Source organism: Aggregatibacter actinomycetemcomitans DSM 8324 (genome assembly GCF_000372365.1).
Lineage (GTDB): Bacteria > Pseudomonadota > Gammaproteobacteria > Enterobacterales > Pasteurellaceae > Aggregatibacter > Aggregatibacter actinomycetemcomitans.
Genome location: NZ_AQUU01000004.1, coordinates 60,797 through 81,166, shown reverse-complemented (window position 1 = coordinate 81,166; position 20,370 = coordinate 60,797). Strand labels below are relative to the sequence as shown.

At 42.9% G+C, this 20,370-nt stretch carries 20 protein-coding genes; 15 read left to right on the top strand and 5 right to left on the bottom strand.

Going from position 1 to position 20,370, the window contains the following annotated elements:
* Positions 1 to 25: 25 nt before the first annotated feature.
* The 3 genes from fur to A3CS_RS0103210 form a co-directional block, all read right to left on the bottom strand.
* Entirely contained in the window at positions 26 to 466 is a 441-nt protein-coding gene (gene fur, locus A3CS_RS0103220) for a ferric iron uptake transcriptional regulator (RefSeq protein WP_005540878.1), read from the bottom strand.
* An 18-nt stretch (positions 467 to 484) separates the two neighbouring features.
* Positions 485 to 1,009 (bottom strand): flavodoxin FldA, encoded by a 525-nt coding sequence (fldA, locus tag A3CS_RS0103215; RefSeq protein WP_005547930.1) that lies wholly within the window; start codon positions 1,007 to 1,009, stop codon positions 485 to 487.
* 431 nt (positions 1,010 to 1,440) lie between these two features.
* Complete coding sequence (locus A3CS_RS0103210; RefSeq protein WP_005568364.1) at positions 1,441 to 2,241, bottom strand: alpha/beta fold hydrolase; 801 nt, start codon at positions 2,239 to 2,241, stop codon at positions 1,441 to 1,443.
* An 86-nt stretch (positions 2,242 to 2,327) separates the two neighbouring features.
* On the opposite strand from A3CS_RS0103210, the gene seqA reads away from it, so the two are divergent.
* From seqA to A3CS_RS1000000111170, 13 genes are all read left to right on the top strand, one after another.
* Positions 2,328 to 2,945: a replication initiation negative regulator SeqA gene (seqA, locus tag A3CS_RS0103205; RefSeq protein ID WP_005547928.1), complete on the top strand. Its 618-nt coding sequence runs from the start codon at positions 2,328 to 2,330 to the stop codon at positions 2,943 to 2,945.
* A gap of 5 nt (positions 2,946 to 2,950) precedes the next feature.
* Positions 2,951 to 4,366, top strand: coding sequence for an o-succinylbenzoate--CoA ligase (gene menE / locus A3CS_RS0103200; protein WP_005547927.1), 1,416 nt, complete (start codon positions 2,951 to 2,953; stop codon positions 4,364 to 4,366).
* An 8-nt stretch (positions 4,367 to 4,374) separates the two neighbouring features.
* The gene (gene mscK, locus A3CS_RS0103195) at positions 4,375 to 7,698 is read left to right on the top strand and encodes a mechanosensitive channel MscK (protein ID WP_012821059.1); all 3,324 of its coding nucleotides are present in this window, start codon (positions 4,375 to 4,377) and stop codon (positions 7,696 to 7,698) included.
* Between the two features lie 21 nt (positions 7,699 to 7,719).
* On the top strand, positions 7,720 to 8,793 hold the full coding sequence (gene aroC, locus A3CS_RS0103190; protein ID WP_005547924.1) for a chorismate synthase: 1,074 nt from the start codon (positions 7,720 to 7,722) through the stop codon (positions 8,791 to 8,793).
* A gap of 21 nt (positions 8,794 to 8,814) precedes the next feature.
* Complete coding sequence (gene mepA / locus A3CS_RS0103185) at positions 8,815 to 9,687, top strand: penicillin-insensitive murein endopeptidase (protein WP_005547922.1); 873 nt, start codon at positions 8,815 to 8,817, stop codon at positions 9,685 to 9,687.
* A gap of 3 nt (positions 9,688 to 9,690) precedes the next feature.
* On the top strand, positions 9,691 to 10,458 hold the full coding sequence (locus tag A3CS_RS0103180) for a TSUP family transporter (RefSeq protein ID WP_005547920.1): 768 nt from the start codon (positions 9,691 to 9,693) through the stop codon (positions 10,456 to 10,458).
* 115 nt (positions 10,459 to 10,573) lie between these two features.
* Positions 10,574 to 11,530, top strand: coding sequence for a lauroyl-Kdo(2)-lipid IV(A) myristoyltransferase (gene lpxM / locus A3CS_RS0103175; protein ID WP_005547918.1), 957 nt, complete (start codon positions 10,574 to 10,576; stop codon positions 11,528 to 11,530).
* A 21-nt stretch (positions 11,531 to 11,551) separates the two neighbouring features.
* The gene (gene apt / locus A3CS_RS0103170) at positions 11,552 to 12,163 is read left to right on the top strand and encodes an adenine phosphoribosyltransferase (protein ID WP_005543085.1); all 612 of its coding nucleotides are present in this window, start codon (positions 11,552 to 11,554) and stop codon (positions 12,161 to 12,163) included.
* Between the two features lie 32 nt (positions 12,164 to 12,195).
* Positions 12,196 to 14,241, top strand: a complete 2,046-nt coding sequence (gene dnaX / locus A3CS_RS0103165; protein ID WP_019518234.1) for a DNA polymerase III subunit gamma/tau — start codon at positions 12,196 to 12,198, stop codon at positions 14,239 to 14,241.
* Positions 14,241 to 15,134: an endonuclease/exonuclease/phosphatase family protein gene (locus A3CS_RS0103160; RefSeq protein ID WP_005589124.1), complete on the top strand. Its 894-nt coding sequence runs from the start codon at positions 14,241 to 14,243 to the stop codon at positions 15,132 to 15,134. Before dnaX ends, A3CS_RS0103160 begins: the two co-directional genes overlap by 1 nt.
* Before the next feature lie 277 nt (positions 15,135 to 15,411).
* Complete coding sequence (locus A3CS_RS0103155) at positions 15,412 to 16,230, top strand: glycosyltransferase family 2 protein (protein WP_026161170.1); 819 nt, start codon at positions 15,412 to 15,414, stop codon at positions 16,228 to 16,230.
* Positions 16,231 to 16,232: 2 nt separating this feature from the next.
* Positions 16,233 to 16,688 carry a hypothetical protein gene (locus A3CS_RS1000000111175; RefSeq protein ID WP_005589126.1) on the top strand — a complete coding sequence of 152 codons (456 nt, stop codon included), beginning with the start codon at positions 16,233 to 16,235 and terminating at the stop codon, positions 16,686 to 16,688.
* Positions 16,689 to 16,905: 217 nt separating this feature from the next.
* Positions 16,906 to 17,751 carry a hypothetical protein gene (locus A3CS_RS1000000111170; protein WP_012821056.1) on the top strand — a complete coding sequence of 282 codons (846 nt, stop codon included), beginning with the start codon at positions 16,906 to 16,908 and terminating at the stop codon, positions 17,749 to 17,751.
* 69 nt (positions 17,752 to 17,820) lie between these two features.
* Here A3CS_RS1000000111170 and A3CS_RS0103145 read toward each other — a convergent pair whose 3' ends face one another.
* Complete coding sequence (locus A3CS_RS0103145; RefSeq protein ID WP_005547899.1) at positions 17,821 to 18,174, bottom strand: RidA family protein; 354 nt, start codon at positions 18,172 to 18,174, stop codon at positions 17,821 to 17,823.
* A gap of 101 nt (positions 18,175 to 18,275) precedes the next feature.
* Here A3CS_RS0103145 and A3CS_RS0103140 point away from each other — a divergent pair, with 101 nt between their 5' ends.
* Together A3CS_RS0103140 and A3CS_RS0103135 are read left to right on the top strand one after the other, a co-directional pair.
* Positions 18,276 to 18,992 carry a YwiC-like family protein gene (locus A3CS_RS0103140; protein WP_005547897.1) on the top strand — a complete coding sequence of 239 codons (717 nt, stop codon included), beginning with the start codon at positions 18,276 to 18,278 and terminating at the stop codon, positions 18,990 to 18,992.
* Positions 18,989 to 19,708: a tetratricopeptide repeat protein gene (locus A3CS_RS0103135; protein WP_005547895.1), complete on the top strand. Its 720-nt coding sequence runs from the start codon at positions 18,989 to 18,991 to the stop codon at positions 19,706 to 19,708. The genes A3CS_RS0103140 and A3CS_RS0103135 overlap by 4 nt, the downstream gene beginning before the upstream one ends.
* 50 nt (positions 19,709 to 19,758) lie before the next feature.
* Here A3CS_RS0103135 and A3CS_RS0103130 read toward each other — a convergent pair whose 3' ends face one another.
* Positions 19,759 to 20,370: a glutathione S-transferase family protein gene (locus tag A3CS_RS0103130; RefSeq protein ID WP_005544647.1), complete on the bottom strand. Its 612-nt coding sequence runs from the start codon at positions 20,368 to 20,370 to the stop codon at positions 19,759 to 19,761.

Sequence of the window (20,370 nt, the reverse complement as noted above, 5' to 3'; positions counted from 1 at the left end):
GGTTTTGAGACCGCCTTTTGCATGGTTATTTTTTGTTATTTTCTGCGCAATGATTAATGTCGCTACACTTGCCGTAAAGGTACAGGTTGTGACTGGAAAGCTCAATACCGTGTTGTTTACTGATTTCTTTTTGGCGACTTTCGATTAACTCGTCATTGAATTCAAAGACTTTGCCGCAATCGGTGCAGATAATGTGGTCATGATGTTGGGTTGGCGCCAGTTCGAAAACTGATTTATTGCCTTCAAAGTTATGGCGAATAAGAATCTTTGCTTCATCAAACTGGTTTAATACACGGTATACTGTTGCTAGACCGATGTCTTCGCCATTTTCCAATAACATTTTGTAAACGTCTTCAGCAGAAAAATGGTGTTCTCTGTGTTTTTGCATTAAAGCGAGAATGGTTAAACGGGGTTCGGTAATTTTTAATCCTACTTTTTTTAATAATTTAATATTTTCTTCAGACATAACAGCTCCTTTTTGCTATTAAGCTAATTCGGCTAAGCACATCTCTTCATAGACTTGTTTAACCCATTTATTTACACGTTCGGATGTTAATTCAGGCTGGCGATCTTCATCAATGCACAAGCCGACAAAGGTATCATTGTCGATTAATGCTTGTGAAGATTCAAAACTATAGCCCTCGGTTGACCAGTTGCCTACGATAATGGCGCCGTGCGGTTCAATAATGTTGCGCACTGTTCCCATGGCATCACAGAAATAATCTGCGTAATCCTCTTGGTCGCCACAACCGAAAATTGCTACGAGTTTATCCGTAAAATCAATTTGTTCCAATGTCGGGAAGAAATCATCCCAGTCGCATTGCGCTTCACCATAATACCAAGTCGGGATACCGAATAGCAGAAAGTCGTAAGCTTCAATATCTTCTTTGCTGCTTTTTGCGATGTCGCGAATATCGACTAATTCACTACCTAATTGTTTTTGAATCATTTTGGCAATATTTTCCGTATTGCCTGTGTCACTACCATAAAATAAGCCGACAACAGCCATTTTGTTCCCTATTTTCTTAACTTCTTAACACTAAAATCATCTTGTAAAACTGTTACGATTAACTCGAAACGGTTTAGGTTTCGTGTTGGCACACATCCTCATAACTGCTGAACCAAACCCGTGTGCAACTCTAGCTTCACACGTTTTTACCCACAGGATTTACCGCATTTTAACTGAGAGCATTTATTACTTCGAATTGATTTTTCCCGCCTAAAATAGATTGGTTTTTGCATGCTTAACTTTACGGATCTCGCTAAATAAATCTAAAGTAATACAGTCGGAATCTTGTTTTGCTATATTGTGGATTATTGGTTTGTCAATTCACATTTCAATAAAGAGAATTATTTGTAAAGTGATAATTAAAGTGATAATGATAAGCCACAGTGAAACCCGCGTCGAACTATACCATAAATTTGGCACTAAATGAAACTCTATTTAGACTTGTATTCGCTATTAATTTTATTTAAAAAGTTCGTGATAGCACGAATTACAAATTGTGGTTTCTCGGCGTGTACCCAGTGATCGCTGCCGTTAATGGTGAAGGAACTTGCCTGCGGGCATTGGGCCAAAATGCGATCGGCATATTCCGGCAGAATATAGGACGAATTGCCACCTTTAATGAACAGGCAGGGTTGTTGAATGTGGCGGGTTTGCCATCCCATCAGGTTAGGGTAATTGCGTTTAAGTGCGGTCAAATTAAAACGAAAATAATCGACGCTTGTGGCATCAAAAGACTTCAGCATAAACTGTTGCACGCTTTCATCGTAAATATGTTGTGCCAAAATTGGTTTGGCTTCCTGACGGGTATGAGGCTGCGTGTTTTTCACCGCAAATAACCCGTTGAAAACCGCATCATGCCCATGTTCGCCGTAGGCAATGGGCGCAATATCAATCACCACCAGTCCTTTTACCAAATCAGGAGAATTCGCCGCCAGTACCATGGCGGTTTTGCCGCCCATAGAATGACCCACCAAAATCACTTCGCGCAGTGATAAGGATTGAATGACATGAAACACATCTTCCGCCATCAAATCATAGTTCATTTCTTCACTGTGAAAGCTCGCGCCGTGATTGCGCAAATCTACCCGTAAAATGGCATAATCTTCACTAAATGCGCGGGCAATAATACCCAAATTATTCATATCGCCGAATAAACCGTGAATAAAAACCAAAGTCGGCTTGTTAATTGCTTGTTTTAATTCATTAAATTGAAATTTGAGTAATTTTTGCATCGGGTAAATTTTTGGCTAGAGAATTTATTAATAGCTCGCTATAATGTGCCAAAAGATTAAATAGATCAAGCAAGTGGAGAGAGAAAATGAAAATTATCGAAGTGGACGAAGAACTTTATCAATATATTGCCGGTAACACGCAATCTATTGGCGAAAGTGCATCCGATATTTTACGGCGCTTATTAAACCTTTCCCCGCACAACACATATTTCAGTTTACCGGAAAATCAACCGACGATCGTCACCTCTCCATCAGACGCCAAAGCAGAAGCAACGGAACAAACCACGATTTTTGAAGAAGAAATCAATAAGCCGGTGACGAGAAAACAATCTGATGAAGTGATGCAGAAAACCATCAGTAAATTGGAAACCTTGTTACATTCCGAAGAATTCAAACAGGAAAACAAAGCGGTTATTCGTTTTTTAGCGATTTTGACCATTTTGTATCGCACCAATCCGGAAGGATTTGCGCTTGCCACCGAATCGTTACAAGGGCGCACCCGCGTGTATTTTGCCAGAGATGAAGGCACATTGCTGATGGCGGGCAATCACACCAAACCGAAACAAATTCCCGATACGCCGTATTGGGTGATCACCAATACCAACAGCGGTCGTAAAATGCTCATGCTGGAAGGTGCGATGCAATCCATGCACTTGCCGGAATCGTTAATTGATCAAGTGCGGTTATTTTTTACGGCAAATTAAATCTCATGGCTCTTGGTAGCAAATTCGCACAATCTTCTTTATTCTCCGAACGAATCGCCTTGCAAGTATTGCAAGGCGACGCTTTTACATGGCGCCAACTGGTTGAAAAAACGCTACAAATTTCCGCATATCTGCAGCAATTGGGCGTAGAAAAACAATGTGGTGTCGCGCTATGCGGAAAAAATAGTCTTGAACTGCTGCTATTTTATTTGGCGGCGATTCAGACGGGGGCGCGGGTGTTAATGCTTAATCCGATGTTCCCGTTGGAAAAACGCATTGCTCTTTGTCAATCTAATCATGCGGATTTTTACTTTACGGCAGAGCAGAAGGCATTTGCTAGCGAGCAACAAAAGTGCGGTCCAATTTTCAAGTGTTTTTTAACCCTGAACGACGCCATGGCACAGGCAAATCAAATTCACGCTTACTCGGATGTTGATATTGATTTTTCTCAACCCGTCACCATGACGCTCACTTCCGGTTCCACAGGCTTACCGAAAGCCGTAGTGCACAATGTACAAGCCCATTTGGATAACGCCCGAGGCGTGTGTGAGTTAATGAACTTTGACGCAGCGGATTCGTGGCTGCTTTCCTTGCCCTTATACCATGTCTCCGGACAGGGGATTGTGTGGCGTTGGTTGACCGGCGGCGCCACCTTGGTGTTACCCGGTGAAGATTTTTATGCGGCAGTGAATCAAGTGACCCATGTCTCGTTGGTGCCGACGCAGGTTCAACGTTGGTTGCAATATTTGCAGGAAAACCCGGCGCCGTTACAAATCAAGGCGGTGCTGCTTGGCGGCGCGCATATTTCCTTAACGCTTACCCGGGCGTTGCAACAGTTGGGTATTAAAAGCTATTGCGGTTACGGTATGACGGAAATGGCATCCACAGTGTTTGCCAAAGAGAGTGACGAAAAAAATGGTGTGGGAAACGTCTTAGCCGGGCGTGAATATTGCCTGCAAAATGGCGAAATTTGGCTACGTGGCGCGGGATTGGCACTCGGTTATTGGCAGCAGGGGAGAATTGTTTCGCTACTGAATGAACAGGGTTGGTTTGCTACCAAAGATAAAGGGCAATGGCAGAATGGCGAGCTTGTGATTTCGGGGCGAATTGATAATATGTTCATTTCCGGTGGGGAAAATATTCAGCCGGAAGAGATTGAAAAGGTGATATTGCAGTCTGATTTAGTTAAGCAGGTTTTTGTGTTGCCTATGGCGGATTTGGAATTCGGTCAGCGACCGGTTGCAATCATTGAGTGGTTGGAAAAATCCAAAAGTGCGGTGGAAAATCTGCGCGAATTTTTACAAGGGCGGTTGGAACGATTTAAACAGCCTGTTGCCTGTTATGATCTGCCGTTAAATTTAACCGACGGCGCTATTAAGATTTCACGGAAAACGTTGGCGGATTGGCTGGCGCAGCAATGAGGATAAGTATGAAAATAAACGCTTTTTTGACCGCACTTTGTGTGGCATTGTTGCTAAACGTTGCCGTTTCGCAAAGTGCATTTGCCGATCAGAATAATGCGTTACCGACGGAAAAATCCTTAAAAGCCGATTTGGCGAATGCGCAGAAACTGCCCGATGGCGATGAGAAAAAAACATTGGTCGCCGACCTGCAAACGTCTTTGGATTTGTTACAGCAAATTCAGGCACAGCAAAAAGCCAATGATGAGCTACAGGCAACCATTAACGGCGCCGATGCGGAAATTCAAAAAGATAGCACGGATCTGCAAAATCTGAAAAAACAACTGAATACGGCAAGTGCCGATGACTATAAATCCGCCACCTTGACCTCGTTACAATCCGCTTTTGAAAAGCTAAATGCACAACAACAAGACACGCAAGCGGCATTAAATGTAGCGAATGGCTTGTTGGCGGGGCAAAGTTCCGTGTCCGAACGGGCGCAAACGGCGTTGGCGACGAATTTAAAACGCACGCAGGAACTCAATCAAAAACTTGCCGAGTCTTCTACAAGCAGCACGCTGAAACAGCAATATCAGTTAGAGTTACAACTGATCGAACTGCGCAATGCCAACAATCAATTTTTGTTGAAAAACAGCGATCAACTTACCGTATTGTATAAAAACCGTTACGATTTATTGAGCGTAAGAGTACAAGTGCAGCAGCAACAGCTTGCGCTGATTCAAGAAGTGATTAACCAAAAGAATTTGGTGCAATCGCAAAATCAGGTGGAGCAGGCGCAGCAGCAACAGCAAAGTGCGGTCAAAAATAATTTTATTCAGCAAGAACTGGAGCGTAATGCACAGTTGAGCCGCTTTTTACTTGAACAAACGGAAAAAACCAATACGCTGACTCAGGATGAATTGCGTATGCGCAACGTGTTGGAAAATTTAACCCAAACTCAGCGCACCATTGACGAGCAAATCAGCGCCTTGCAGGGCACGTTGGTGTTGTCACGAATTATCCAGCAACAAAAACAAAAACTGCCTACCAATCTAAATATTCAGGGTTTATCAAAACAAATTGCCGATTTGCGCGTGCAGATTTTTGATATTACCCAGCGCCGTAACGAGTTGTACGATTTAGATGCTTATATTACGAAGGTACAATCTGATGAAAATCAAACCTTCACCGATACGGAAAAAACGCAATTAACTAATTTGTTGACGGAACGCCGTAAAATCGCTTCCGATGTGATTAAATCATTAAATAATCAGCTGAATTTGGCGATTTCCTTAGAGTTGACCCAACAGCAGATTACGCAAATCAGTGATCGAATTCAGGCTAAACTGGATCAGCAAAGCTTCTGGGTAAAAAGTAACAACCCGCTCAACCTGGATTGGATTAAAACCTTGCCGATGTCATTGAGCACGCAATTTGACGGCATCGTTAAAAAATTAGGTTTCCCGAGTAATTTTGACAATCTGCCGTATTTATTGACTTATGTGTTTATTCTGGTAGTCATTGGCGGGATTATTTTTAAATTCAAACCGGCAATTAAACACCGCTTTGCGTTAATGAACGGTGAAATCAATACGTTGCGCTCCGACAGCCAGTGGCATACGCCGATTGCGTTGTTTTACACAGCAATTTTGTCCCTGTCAGGAACGTTATGGTTTTTGGCAATTTGTCAGCTTGTCGGCTTTTTCTTCTTCCGTAACCCAGCGGAATTCTGGCAGTGGTCGCTGAGTATGGCGGGCTATTGGTGGTTCTTTAGTTTCCTGCTGGCGGTATTGCGCCCGAACGGTATTTTAGTGCGCCACTTCGGCTTTTCACAGGAAACGGCGGAGAAATTCCAATCCATTACCAAGCGGATTATTGTCGCCGTGGTTTTATTGTTGAATACTTCGATTTTCAGCAGCGTGATGGATAGCGGTTTAGCCAATGATGTGCTTGGTGAAATTAATACCATTATTGCGTTAGGGTTCTGTATCCTCATTATTGCGCCGCGCTTTAATCGCGCGGTGACGGCGTTTGGCGCAAACACGCAGGATAATCGCGATAAAATTATTCTGAAAATCGTACGCATTTTGCTACGTTTGGCGCCGGTCGGATTAATCGTATTGGTCGTGTTAGGCTACTATTACACCGCGTTAAATCTGATTTCACACATTATTAATACTTACATTGCCTGGGTGGTGTGGTCGCTTGCCCGCCATACCGTCTATCGTGCCATTACCGTGGCGTCCCGCCGTTTGGCGTATCGTCGTTTACAGGAAAAACGTCAGCAAAAACAAGCGGATTCTAACGACGGTTCTCCTTCTGACGATGTGGTAATGATTACTGAGCAGGAAGAAGGTTTGGCGTTAAATCAAGTGCGCAGCCAGTTATTGAGCTTTGCCGATTTATTCATTTGGACGGCGCTGTTTGCCATGTTCTATTATGTATGGTCGGATTTGGTCACTGTGGCAAGCTATTTGCGCGACATTACATTGTGGCAGCAAATTTCTACCACGGAAGCGGGCGTAGTAACGGAAAGTATTTCGTTATTTAACTTGCTGGTGGCGTTGGTTATCATCAGCATTACCTACATTCTGGTGCGCAATATTCCGGGGATTTTGGAAGTGATCGTATTTTCTCGGGTAAGATTGTCGCAAGGTACGCCTTATACCATCAACACCTTATTAACCTATATTTTAGTAGCTATCGGCGGCGCCTGGGCGTTTGCGACGCTGGGAATGTCGTGGTCGAAATTGCAGTGGTTATTCGCCGCACTTTCCGTCGGTCTTGGTTTCGGTATGCAGGAAATCTTTGCGAACTTCGTGTCGGGGATTATTTTATTATTTGAACGCCCGATTCGGGTCGGCGATACCGTCACTATTAATGATGTGAGCGGTACCGTAGCGAAAATTCGGATTCGTGCTATTACGTTGATAGATTTTGATCGTAAAGAAGTGATTGTGCCAAATAAATCCTTCGTGACCGGGCAGGTGATCAACTGGGCGTTATCCAATACGATGACACGTTTGGTAATTCGCGTTGGAGTTGCTTATGGTTCCAATCTTGAATTGGTGAAAAAATTATTGCTTCAAGCGGCAAATGAACAGCCGGCTGTGCTTAAAGATCCTGAACCGCGTGCATTATTTTTATCCTTTGGGGCAAGCACATTAGATCATGAATTGCGTGTTTATGTGGGGCAACTTTCCGAGCGAACAAATACCATCGACTCGCTCAATCGACGAATTAATGAATTATTTACAGAAAATAACATTGATATTGCCTTTAATCAGCTTGATGTGTTTATTAAAAATCAAGATACCGGTGCAGTCATGCCACTGATTGAAGTAAAATCTTAATTGCATTAAAGAGAGAACAGCATGGCAGGAAATACCATCGGACAATTATTTCGCGTCACCACCTTCGGCGAGTCCCACGGCATTGCCTTGGGTTGCATTGTGGACGGCGTACCGCCGAACATGGCATTATCGGAAGCGGATATTCAACCGGATTTGGATCGTCGTAAACCCGGCACCTCGCGCTATACCACACCGCGCCGCGAAGACGATGAAGTGCAGATTTTATCCGGTGTCTTTGAAGGAAAAACCACCGGCACCAGTATTGGCATAATCATTAAGAACGGCGATCAACGCTCGCAGGACTATGGCGAAATTAAAGATCGCTTCCGTCCGGGACATGCAGATTTTACTTATCAACAAAAATACGGCATTCGTGATTATCGCGGCGGCGGTCGTTCTTCCGCCCGCGAAACTGCCATGCGCGTGGCGGCGGGTGCCATCGCGAAAAAATATTTACGCGAACAATTCGGCATTGAAGTGCGTGGTTTCTTAAGCCAAATCGGCGATGTCAAAATTGCGCCGCAATCCGTGGAACATATTGATTGGGCAGAAGTAAATAGCAATCTGTTTTTCTGCCCCGATAAAAGTGCGGTGGAAAAATTCGATGAATTAATTCGTGATCTGAAAAAACAAGGGGATTCTATCGGTGCTAAATTGACCGTGGTGGCGGAAAACGTCCCCGTCGGGTTGGGCGAACCGGTGTTTGATCGTTTGGATGCGGATTTAGCCCACGCATTAATGAGCATTAATGCGGTAAAAGGCGTGGAAATTGGTGACGGTTTCGCTGTGGTAGAACAAAAAGGTAGCCAACATCGTGACGAAATGATCCCGCAAGGATTTCTTTCCAACTATGCCGGCGGGATTTTGGGCGGCATCAGTTCAGGACAACCGATTATCGCCACGATTGCCCTCAAACCCACTTCCAGCATTACCATTCCGGGGCGCTCGGTGAATCTCGACAATGAATCTGTCGAAGTTGTTACTAAAGGTCGCCACGATCCTTGTGTCGGCATCCGCGCCGTGCCGATTGCGGAAGCTATGACGGCGATTGTATTGTTGGATCATTTGTTGCGTTTTAAAGCGCAATGCCGATAAACCTGAAAAACGGATGCCATCATGAATAAAACCTTTCTCCAATTCATCAAAAGTGCGGTCGTTTTCAGCAGCGTTTTTTACGCCGCCAACGCTTTTGCCGCGCCGCAAGATTGGCAACAAATTAAACGTCCGATTCCCGCAGAAGACGGGAAATCGCAGGCTATCGGCAGTTATTCCAACGGTTGTATCATAGGCGCCCAGCCTTTGCCTTATAAAGGCGACGGCTATCAAGTGATTCGCATGAATAAAAACCGCTATTACGGACACCCTGACATGATTAGCTACTTGCAACGTTTGGGGCAACGCGCCAAGGCGGCGGGTTTGCCGACCATGTTGGTGGGCGATATTGCTATGCCGGGCGGCGGACGTTTTCTGACGGGACACGCCAGCCATCAAATGGGGCTGGATGCGGATATTTGGCTGCGCATGGGCAGTATGTCCGACAGCGACGCACTGAATTCCGACGGCAAAGGTTTGTTGGTGGTGAATCGCAAAGCGCAGCGGGTGGACGACAGTATTTGGAATGCCAACCACGCGAAACTAATTAAACTGGCGGCGGAAGATGTGAAAGTGACGCGTATTTTCGTTAATCCGGCGATCAAATTAAAACTCTGCGAAACCGCGGGCGCCGATCGCGCCTGGTTGCACAAAATCCGCCCGTGGTTTGGGCATGACTCCCATTTCCATGTGCGTCTGACTTGTCCGCAAGGGGCGCAGTATTGTGAGAATCAAGCGCCGGTGCCCGCCGGCGACGGTTGTGGGGAAGAACTCTATTCTTGGTTTAAACCGGCAAAACCGGGTTCAGCCCCGAGCAAACCGAAAGTTACACCGCCCGAACCGTTTTTGTGTCAGCAAGTCTTAAGCTCGCCGAATCGAAGCGAGTGGCTGGAGTGATGTATGGAATTCGGACTTGATATTTTAGCCATTTTATTTGCTGTTGCCTTTATTGCCGGTTTTATTGACGCCATTGCCGGTGGCGGCGGTTTAATCACCATCCCCGCGTTACTGATGACAGGGCTTCCGCCGGCGGTTGCGCTCGGTACCAATAAACTACAAGCCTGTGGCGGTTCCTTTTCTGCCAGCCTTTATTTTCTGCGTCAAAGAGCGGTTAAATTTTCGGAAGTTTGGTTGATTTTGTTGATGATCTTCCTCGGATCTGTTGCCGGCACCATTTTAATTCAATTAATTGACGCGTCTTTGATCAAGAAAATTCTCCCGTTTTTGATTTTGGCTATCGGTATCTATTTTTTGGTCACCCCTAAACTCGGCGACGAAGATCGCAAACAGCGTCTTTCTTACCCGATTTTTGCATTTTGTATCGGTACGTTTATGGGCTTTTATGACGGCTTTTTCGGCCCCGGTACCGGTTCCATCATGAGCTTGGCTTGCGTGACATTACTTGGCTTTAATCTGGCAAAAGCCACTGCCCATGCCAAAGTGATGAATTTTACCTCTAATCTGGCTTCCTTGATTTTCTTCTTAATCGGCGGACAAATTTTATGGACAGTGGGCTTGATTATGCTGGCAGGGCAGTTCATCGGCGCCAACTTAGGCGCCAAAATGGTGATGACCAAAGGAAAAACGTTGATTCGCCCTATGGTGGTCGTAATGTCCTTTATCATGACGGTGAAAATGGCGTTTGATCAAGGTTGGTTTGACTTTTAACGGCATAGAGTGCGGTCAATTTTTTGATTGTTTTTTTATGAATTCCGATGGCGTCCTGATGGCGTGCGTTTTCTAACGCGTGTCCTAATTCTTAAAACTGAACGAAGAACGATAAATGACAGATTCTCAACAAAACGTCCGTTTAACGGCGCGTGTCGGCTATGAGCCACGTTTCTCATGGTCGTATTTAAAGCCGAAATACTGGGGCATTTGGTGCGGTATTTTGGTACTGCTTTTGCTCGGCTTTATCCCTTTTCGCTTGCGCGATAAGCTGGCGGCGAAACTCGGTGTGTTTATCGGGCATAAAGCGAAAAAACAACGTAAACGGGCGCAAATTAATTTGCAATGTTGCTTTCCGCAATGGTCGGAACAGCATCGTGAGAAGGTGATTGATGAAATGTTCGCCGTGTTGGCGCAAGTGATGTTGGGCATCGGTGAAGTTGCCGTGCGTTCAAAAAAACATTTGCAAAAACGCAGTGAATTTATCGGCATTGAACATATTAAACAGGCAAAAGAACAGGGTAAAAACGTGATTTTGCTGGTGCCGCACGGTTGGGCGATTGATGCGTCGGGGATTATTTTGCACACCCACGGCATTCCCATGACGTCCATGTATAACCCGCACCGCAATCCTCTGGTGGACTGGCTTTGGACTATCACCCGACAGCGTTTCGGCGGCAAAATGCACGCCCGCCAAAATGGTATTAAACCGTTTTTGAACCACATTAAGCAGGGGCAAATGGGCTATTATTTGCCGGATGAAGATTTTGGCGAAGAGCAGAGTGTGTATGTGGATTTCTTCGCCACCTACAAAGCTACATTGCCGGGTATTAATAAAATGGCGAAACTGGCAAAAGCGGTGGTGATTCCCATGTTTCCGCGCTACAACGCAGAGGCCGGCAAATACCAGATGGAAATTCATCTCGCCATGGCATTAAGTGATGATCCGGAACAATGTGCACGCGCCATGAATGCAGAAATTGAAAGTTTTGTCACTGAAACGCCGGCGCAATATGTGTGGATTTTACAGCTGCTGCGCACCCGAAAAAATGGTGAAGATCTTTATGATTAATGTTCGGCAATCCGTCGATTTATGATAATATGCGCGCCGATTTATAATTTTAATCCGTGCAAAAAAACAACCGCACTTTTAGGTAAAAAAATGGAAAAACAACTTGCACTTATCGCTTCTTCAATTAAATCCATTCCCGATTATCCGAAACCGGGCATCATTTTTCGTGACATTACCAGCCTGGTAGAAAACCCGGCGGCATTTCATGCGGCTATCGATCTCATCGTGCAACATTGCAAAGACAAAGGGATTAATAAAGTGATCGGTACCGAATCCCGCGGTTTTATTTTCGGCGCGCCGGTGGCGTTGGCGTTAAATGTGCCTTTCGTGTTGGTGCGCAAGCCGGGCAAATTACCCCGTGAGACCATCGCACAATCTTACGAATTGGAATATGGGCAAGACACTTTGGAAATTCACACGGATTCCATTCAACAACGTGATAATGTCTTAGTGATTGATGATTTGTTGGCGACCGGCGGCACTGTTGAAGCCACCGTTAAATTAGTGCAACGTCTTGGCGGTGAAGTGAAGCACGCCGCGTTCGTGATTAATTTATCGGAATTGGGTGGCGAACAGCGTTTACTTGGATTGGGCGTGGAACCTTATACCTTGGTTAATTTCGCCGGTCATTAATTTTTCAGATTAGGCAAGCGGGAAAATATAGTATGAGTTATCAGGTATTAGCAAGAAAATGGCGTCCGAAAACCTTTGCTGACGTTGTGGGGCAGCAACATATTTTGACCGCACTTGCTAACGGTTTGCGTGAAAATCGTCTGCATCATGCCTATTTGTTTTCTGGCACGCGCGGCGTGGGGAAAACTTCCATCGCCCGTTTATTCGCCAAAGGGCTTAATTGTGTCAGCGGTGTCACCGCCGAACCCTGTGGCGTGTGCGAGCATTGCAACGCCATCGAAAAAGGCAACTTTATTGATTTGATCGAAATCGATGCGGCGTCCCGAACCAAAGTGGAAGACACCCGTGAATTGCTGGATAACGTGCAATATAAACCGGTGTTGGGGCGCTATAAAGTGTATCTTATCGATGAAGTACACATGCTTTCCCGCCATTCTTTCAATGCGTTGCTGAAAACCCTGGAAGAGCCGCCGGAATACGTCAAATTCCTGCTCGCCACCACGGATCCGCATAAATTGCCGGTAACGATTTTATCCCGTTGTATGCAGTTCCATTTGAAAGCCCTGGAGCAATCACAAATCGCTGACTATTTGGCGTATATTCTCAATCAGGAACAGATCCCTTTTGAATCCTTGGCGTTAGATAAACTTGCCAACGCCGCGCAGGGCAGTATTCGCGACAGTTTAAGCCTCACCGATCAAGCGATAGCCATGAGCAACGGCAATGTTACGCTCAATATCGTTAACGATATGCTCGGTTTACTGGATGAAAGTCAAGCCATTGAGATGATTTATGCGTTACAGCAAGGTAACGGCGAAAAACTGATGCAGGCAGTGAATGCTGTGGCGGATAAAGCCGGCGATTGGGATGAATTGTTACGTGAAGTGGCGGAAAACTTGCACAAAATCGCCATGCAACAACTCTTGCCGCAGGCTGCCTTGGATGAAAGCAGTCAAATCGGCTTTTTAGCCAAACATATTGCGCCTCAGGACGTTCAATTTTTCTACCAGGTCGTTGTCACCGGTCGTAAAGAATTAAGTGCCGCACCAACGGCGCGTATGGGCGCTGAAATGGTGTTATTGCGTGCGTTGGCGTTTCACCCGAAATTAATGGGGGATTTTGCGAATGCAGAACAGAACGAATTCAATCCTCCGTTAAGCCAACAAAGTGCGGTGGAAAATCCCGTTAAATCTCCATTGCAATCTACCGCCCCCGCGATTGAAATGCCGGTGGTTTCACAGGCGATCAAAGCCAATTATCAAAGCCGTAAAAAATCGGTGGCGGATAATGCGCCGACTCAAATGGAAAAAGCACAACCTGCGCAATCGACAGAGGCGTTAGTCAATTCCCCCGTGCTGGACGCCTTAAACGGGCTGGAGCAGCTGGATGCCATGCCGAGTACGCCCTCTCAAGAAAAAAAAAAGTCTGAACGCTTAGCACAACATTCATCGGAAAAACTGACCGCACTTTCCCATGCAACCACGCATTCTGACGCCCAAAGTGCGGTAGAAAATCAGAGTGAATCTGATAGCGACGAAACTGATGCGGATGTGTTGTTAGGCGAGGATTATCGTTGGGAGTGGAGCAACCCCGAGCTTGCCAATATTGAGCAAGGCCCTAAGCCCTCCGAAATCAAAGCCGCCATTTTGCAGGACATCACTCCTGAATTACAGCAAAAAATCGTCAATTTAACTCAAACGCAAGATCGCTGGGCGCAGCTGATTGAGCAAAGCGGTGTAGAAAATCTCACCAAAGAGTTCGCCTTAAATACCTTCATTTGGCAGGAAAATGACGCGGAGTTTAAACTTGGTGTGCGTTCCAGCCACGGGCATTTAAATCATGATAAGCATCGGAAGCTGTTACAACAGGCACTTTCAGTGGTGTTACAGAAAGAAATTGCACTGACCGTGGAAATTAACGACGACGAACAATATCTGACGCCGACGGATTATCGCCGTAAAACCTATGCTCAATTGCGTGAGCAGGCGAAACAGGATTTGTTGCAAGATGAAAAGTTGCAACTATTGGAGCGTGAATTTGATTGTCAGGTTGATGTGAAAAGTATTCGTCCGGTGTAATGATGGCAAAGAAAACGACGCATTTTATTCGCAAATTTCTCGCTTTATTTGGCATAGTCGCAGTAGGCGTTGCTGCCTATCTTTTTTACAGCATCGAGATTTTTTTGCCGGTCAAAATCCATTTTTCCGGTGCTTCCAAGCTGACTTACCAACCGCTCGCAAAACACGAAGATTTAACCTGTTACCAAGCGGCGCAAAAACCGCAAGAAATGACACAAAATAGATTCCGTTTACTCGTTTGGAATTTGCACAAAGGGCAGGATGCCGGTTGGCAGCAGGCGCTTTCCCGTTTTGCCAAAGGGCGCGACTTTGTGTTGCTGCAAGAGGTGTTAAATACGCAACATCTGGCGACGCAATATTCAGCGCAATTTCCGACCGCACTTTATGCCTCTGCCTTTGCTTATTTACAGCAGCAATCGGGCGTTGAAATTCTCTCAAAATTTCCACCGCACTTTTATTGCGCCGGTTCAAAACCGGAACCCTGGATCCGCATTCCGAAAGTCGGCGCCGCCATGAGTCTGCCTCTGGCGGGAGGAAAAAATCTCTTATTAGTCAACGTGCATTTAATTAATTTTGAATTAAACCCCACCGCATACGGCGAGCAACTACGCACGCTCATGCAACTTATTTCCCACCATCAGGGACCGTTAATTTTCGCCGGGGATTTTAATTCTTGGAGCAGTTACCGTATGTCGCGTATTCATGAGTTAATTACGGAATATGGTTTACAAGAGGTGACTTTTCCGCAAGATCATCGTCTGCGCTTTTTGGGTAACCCGCTGGATCATATTTTTATTCGCGGATTAAATGTCATCAACGCCACTACAGAACCAACGGAAAGCTCCGACCATGCGCCGTTGTTGCTGGAGGCGGAGCTAATAGCAGATAAATAGAATCCATTCTATTTATTATCTTTCTTTGGTGTTTTACTGTACTTTACAGTTATTCACTTCTATACTTATCCTGTCATTAGATATAATTACTATCTGTTTATATCATAATTTTTAAATATTTTTTCCAAATGATGAAGGCTTTTATGTCGGAACCTATACTTACAATTGTTTTGCCTTGTTATAACGAACAGTCTGTTTTATCTAAATCCATACCGATTATTCTTAATCACTTATTAAATTTAATAAATAATAAGAGAATTATAAGAATAGTAAGTTATTGCTGATTGATGATGGTTCAAAAGATAATACCTGGCTGGAAATAGAAATGCTGGTTAAGCAATATCAGCAAATCAAAGCATTAAAGTTAACCCGCAATTTTGGGCACCAAAATGCCTTGTTGGCAGGAATGATGTTTTCAGCTAAACAGTTAAAAACAGATATTTGTATTACTATGGACTGCGATTTACAAGATGATCCCGGTACTTTAGAGGAGATGTTAGAAAAATATTTTTCTGGTTATGAAATTGTATATGCTGTGAGAAATAGGCGTGCAAAAGACAGCTTATTAAAACGGAATTTTGCTTTATTATATTATAACATTTTAAAAAAGATGAATATTAACGTTGTTCCTAACCATGCAGATTATCGTCTAATGAGTGCTAGAGCTTTGTTTGCTTTGGAATGTTTTAGGGAAAGTAATTTATTTCTTCGCGGTATTGTTCCACTTTTAGGATTTTCAAGTACTACAGTTTATTATGCACGTGAAGAAAGGATCGCCGGATTTAGTAAATATAGCATTCCTCGTATGATGCGTTTAGCCATAGATGGGATATGTGGATTTAGTGCAATTCCTTTATTATTTATATTATGGTTAGGTATTATTGTTAGTTTAATTTCACTGGCAATGGGAGGATGGGCACTAATTATAAAAATTTTTGGCAGTGGTATAGTACCCGGATGGGCGTCTACTGTTGTGCCTATGTATTTTTTAGGCGGTGTGCAACTTTTTACTTTAGGTATTATAGGTATCTATATTAGTAAAATATTCGATGAAGTCAAAGATAGACCTAAATATATAATAGAGAAAGAATTATAATAATGAAAATATTTACCTTATTAACTAATAATGAAAGAAATTTATTTTATCTGGTTCTGCTTGTTACTGTTCTTTTTTTATTTTATCCACCATATTTACCCATGGTTGATTTGCCGCAGCATGCAGCCCAAGTAGTTATGTTAGATGATCTGTTTAAACAACAGAGTAAATGGTCTGATTTAGTTCAGCTGAATTGGGATACTCCTTATTTAACGGGCTATTTTGTTTGGTGGTTGCTATATCAATTCACGGATATTGTTACATCTTCTAAACTGTTGGTGGTTTTTATATTCCTATTTAATGTTTGGGCGGTTTTTCTTTTGAGAAAAAGCTTTCAAGCTGAAAGTATTCTGGAATGGGCTGCGATAACAAGCTTTTTTGGATTTGCTTTCCAATGGGGATTTGTTACATTTCTTTTAGCAATACCTATCGGTATTTTATTTTTTCTTTCTAAATAAAAATTGGCTTGAAACTAAGAAATATCGTTATTTTATAGGTATAGTATTATTAGGTATTTTATCTTACTGTAGCCATGTTTTAATTTTTTCATTCTTCTGTTTTATTTCATATGGATATTTTTTAGCTATTCATTTTAGACAAGAATCTTATAAAGCGGGGGGGGGGGTAATATTTACTCTCCCTTATCTGCTATTTGCAATAATATTAATTCGGTATTTGGGTAAAACAGATTTACTACAATTTAAAGATTATTCTGAAAATTATGTATTCCTACCTTTTTGGTATAAAGTATTTACACTGATTTACTATCCTTGGAATATGGACTATGCCGTATTATATAATGTTGCTTGGATAGTTTTTTTTATTTTACCGAGTTATATGGGCTATACCTTAACTAAGGATATTAAACGTTATATTCCTTTTATCGGTTTTCTCATTCTTTGGTTTAGTTTACCTCATGCACTTAATCAAACAGCATTTATATATGAACGATTTTCCATTTTTATGCTTCCTTTTTATTATTTAATTTTTGAAAAAAGGTCAATCAAAAAGAATAACGGTAACATAATTTTCTTTAATTTAATGTTTTTTATATTTGTTTTCTTATTAATGGGAAAAGTCTATTATAATAATATTCAATTTAATAATGATCCAAATATGAGAGCATATTCGAAAATAATAGAGTCTATGCAGTCTCAAAAAAGAATATTAACTTTATTTAGTCAATCTTCAGAAACCAGTGGATTGCTTACTTCAAGTACAGAATATTTACATTTTGGTAGCTGGTATCAGGCGCAAAAACATGGGTGGTCCGATTTTGATTTTGCCGTTTATTCACCGCAAATAGTTAGATTCAAACCTAATAAAATGCCAAATATATCAAGTCGTTCAGGTGTGGTTAATAAAGATTGGATTATTAGCCTTGATAATTGTAAGGATTATGATTATTTATTGATGAAAACAAAAGAATCACCAACAATGATTTCGACATGGTTGGCAGAAAACCCTCGATGTAAAACATTCATTTTAGAGAATCAGCAACAGGATTTGGTTACTGTTTAAAAAAATTAAAGAAAATGAAGCGTTATAAATTGTAATATGAAGGCTAAATATTAGGTCCGAATAGCATTGTTAAACCGCCGACGTCACCACAATTTCCACTTTCCAGCGAGGATCTGCCAGTTTGGCTTCTACAGTGGCGCGCGCCGGTGGCTTTTGTGGATCAACCCATTCGTCCCATGCCTGATTCATCAGGGCATAATCCTGCATGTCGGCAAGATAGATCTGCGCGTTTAAAATTTGGCTTTTGTGGGAATTGGCTTTGGCAAGTAATTTGTCGATGAGATTTAGCACTTCTTGCGTTTGGGCGTAAGCATCCTGTGCTAAGGTGGTTTCCGGAACTTGTCCTGCCAAATAAGCGACACCATGATAAATCACCAGTTCGGCAAGGCGGGCGTGAGTATCGATACGTTGAATTTGTGTCATGATTTCTTCTCCGTAATGAAAATAATTCGTAAGGATTATATCAATCTTCCAGAAAAACCTCTAAAATTCTTAAACTTTTCAACTGATAACTAGTCTCAATTATGACGCTATTGATTTCTAATCAGCACGGCGCAATCGTCATGGCACTCATGCCATTTCTGTACGGTATGTTACTTGCTCACCCTATTTGGCAGCACCTTTTCTTTTTATTGGCATGGTTTTCATTATATTTAATGACTTACCCGTTTCTGAATTTGTTCAAAGGCAGAAATTTAGAACTGTACATAAAATGGTCGTGGATTTATTTCTTTGCCACGGTGATTTTTGCCATTCCGGTGTTATTGCATAACTGGCGAACGGTGCTTTTTGTGGTCGCCATGATGCCGTTAGTGTTGGTAAATATTTATTATGTGAAAAAAAAGGATGAGCGTGCTTTTTTAAATGATCTGGTGGGAATCATTATTTTTGCCATTGCGGGCATGGGATCCTACTATTTTTCCGACCGCACTTTTGATGGCAAAATCTGGCTGGTAGCGCTGTATCCGAGCTTGTTTTTTATCGGTACCACCTTATATGTCAAATCCGTCATGCGTGAGCGAAAAAATCCGTTATATTTGAAGTTATCTATCGGTTTTCATGCGCTTTGTGTGCTCGGATTTATCTTGTTACAACAGTATTTAATGGCGCTGGCGTTTGTTCCGTCGTTAATTCGTGCAATTTGGCTACCGCACAAAAAAATGTCGGTAAAACAAGTGGGGCTGACCGAAATGGGCGTTTCGCTGCTGTTTTTTGCCAATTTGCTTTATGCAACGTTATGAATATGATGAAAAAACAGTTAAAACATTTTGCGATAGTATTGGGATTATTGGGTTTTTCTGTACAAGCGGCGGAAAATGTGGCGTTTTCGGTCGCGGAACGTGTACAAGAAATGTCGGCGTTTGCACAGAATAAATTGAATAATGATGAATTGAGAAATCTGGCAAGATATTTCTATCAAAATGACGATGTCCGTTCGGCATTCAATGTGATGCGTATTTTGGCGCTACGTGGTGATAGTAACGCGCAACTGGATTTAGGGCGTTTGTATTTTGGCGGTAACGGCGTAGAGAAAAATTACGAAAAAGCCTATTGGTGGTTTAGTGAGGCGGCAGAAAAGGGGAGTGTGAAAGCGCTCACCAATTTGGGCATTCTTTATACAGGCGGCTACGGCGTTAAAAAGAATCTGGAATATGGCATTAATTTATTGGAGCAGGCCGCCGAAGTTAGCGATTCGCAAGCCATGTTGATTTTAGGCATGCTGTATTACAACGAGAACAAAATTAAGAATTTCAACAAAGCATTTCAGTGGTTGGAAAGAAGCGCACGACAAGGCAACGAAGAAGCGATCTTTCGTCTGGCACTAATGTATGAACATGGCGAAGGTACTCGACGCAATCGCCCGCTCGCTATTTCTATTTACAAGGATCTTATTGCACAACAAAGTTATTTTTCTGATGCCGCCCGTGAACGGTTAGAGATTCTGAACTATCACTAAATAAAAAAATCCGTCTCTATAAAGACGGATTTTTTTATTTAATACAAGAGTTAAATCAACCCTTCGGCTTTTTGTACACGTTTTACAATGTCCAATGCTGCAATGCGTTGCGCAAATTCGGTTAAATGTGTTAGGGATGAAAAATCAAGATCGATAAATTTACACCAGCCTAAAATTGTAAATAGATAAATATCGGCGACGGATACATCTTCGCCTAGGTAATTCTGCTTTGATAAGCAGTGATTAGCTTGCGCCAGCATACCCAGAATATTTTCTTTCGCTGTTTTTTGAATCGCTTGTTTTAAGGATTCATCTTGAACGTAAGGCGGTACATGGAAGAGTGGGACAAAGGCTTTGTGTACGTCAGAATTCAAGAATGCCAACCAGCGAAATGCTATAGCTTTGCCTTTGGCTGAGTCGCTGCCAAAGAGTTTTGCCTGTGGGTAAAGATCGTCTAAATAAGTTAAAATCGCCAAGTTTTGGGAAAGTACAAGATTACCGTCAACGAGTAGAGGAACTGCACCTTGTGGATTGAGCTCTAAGTATTCCGGGCTCTTCATATACTCTTGTGTCACTGCTTCGGCTTCATAAGGCTGATTGATTTTTTCCAATGCGAAATGCGGTACGAATGAGCATGCACCCGGTTTAAAATATAGTTTCAT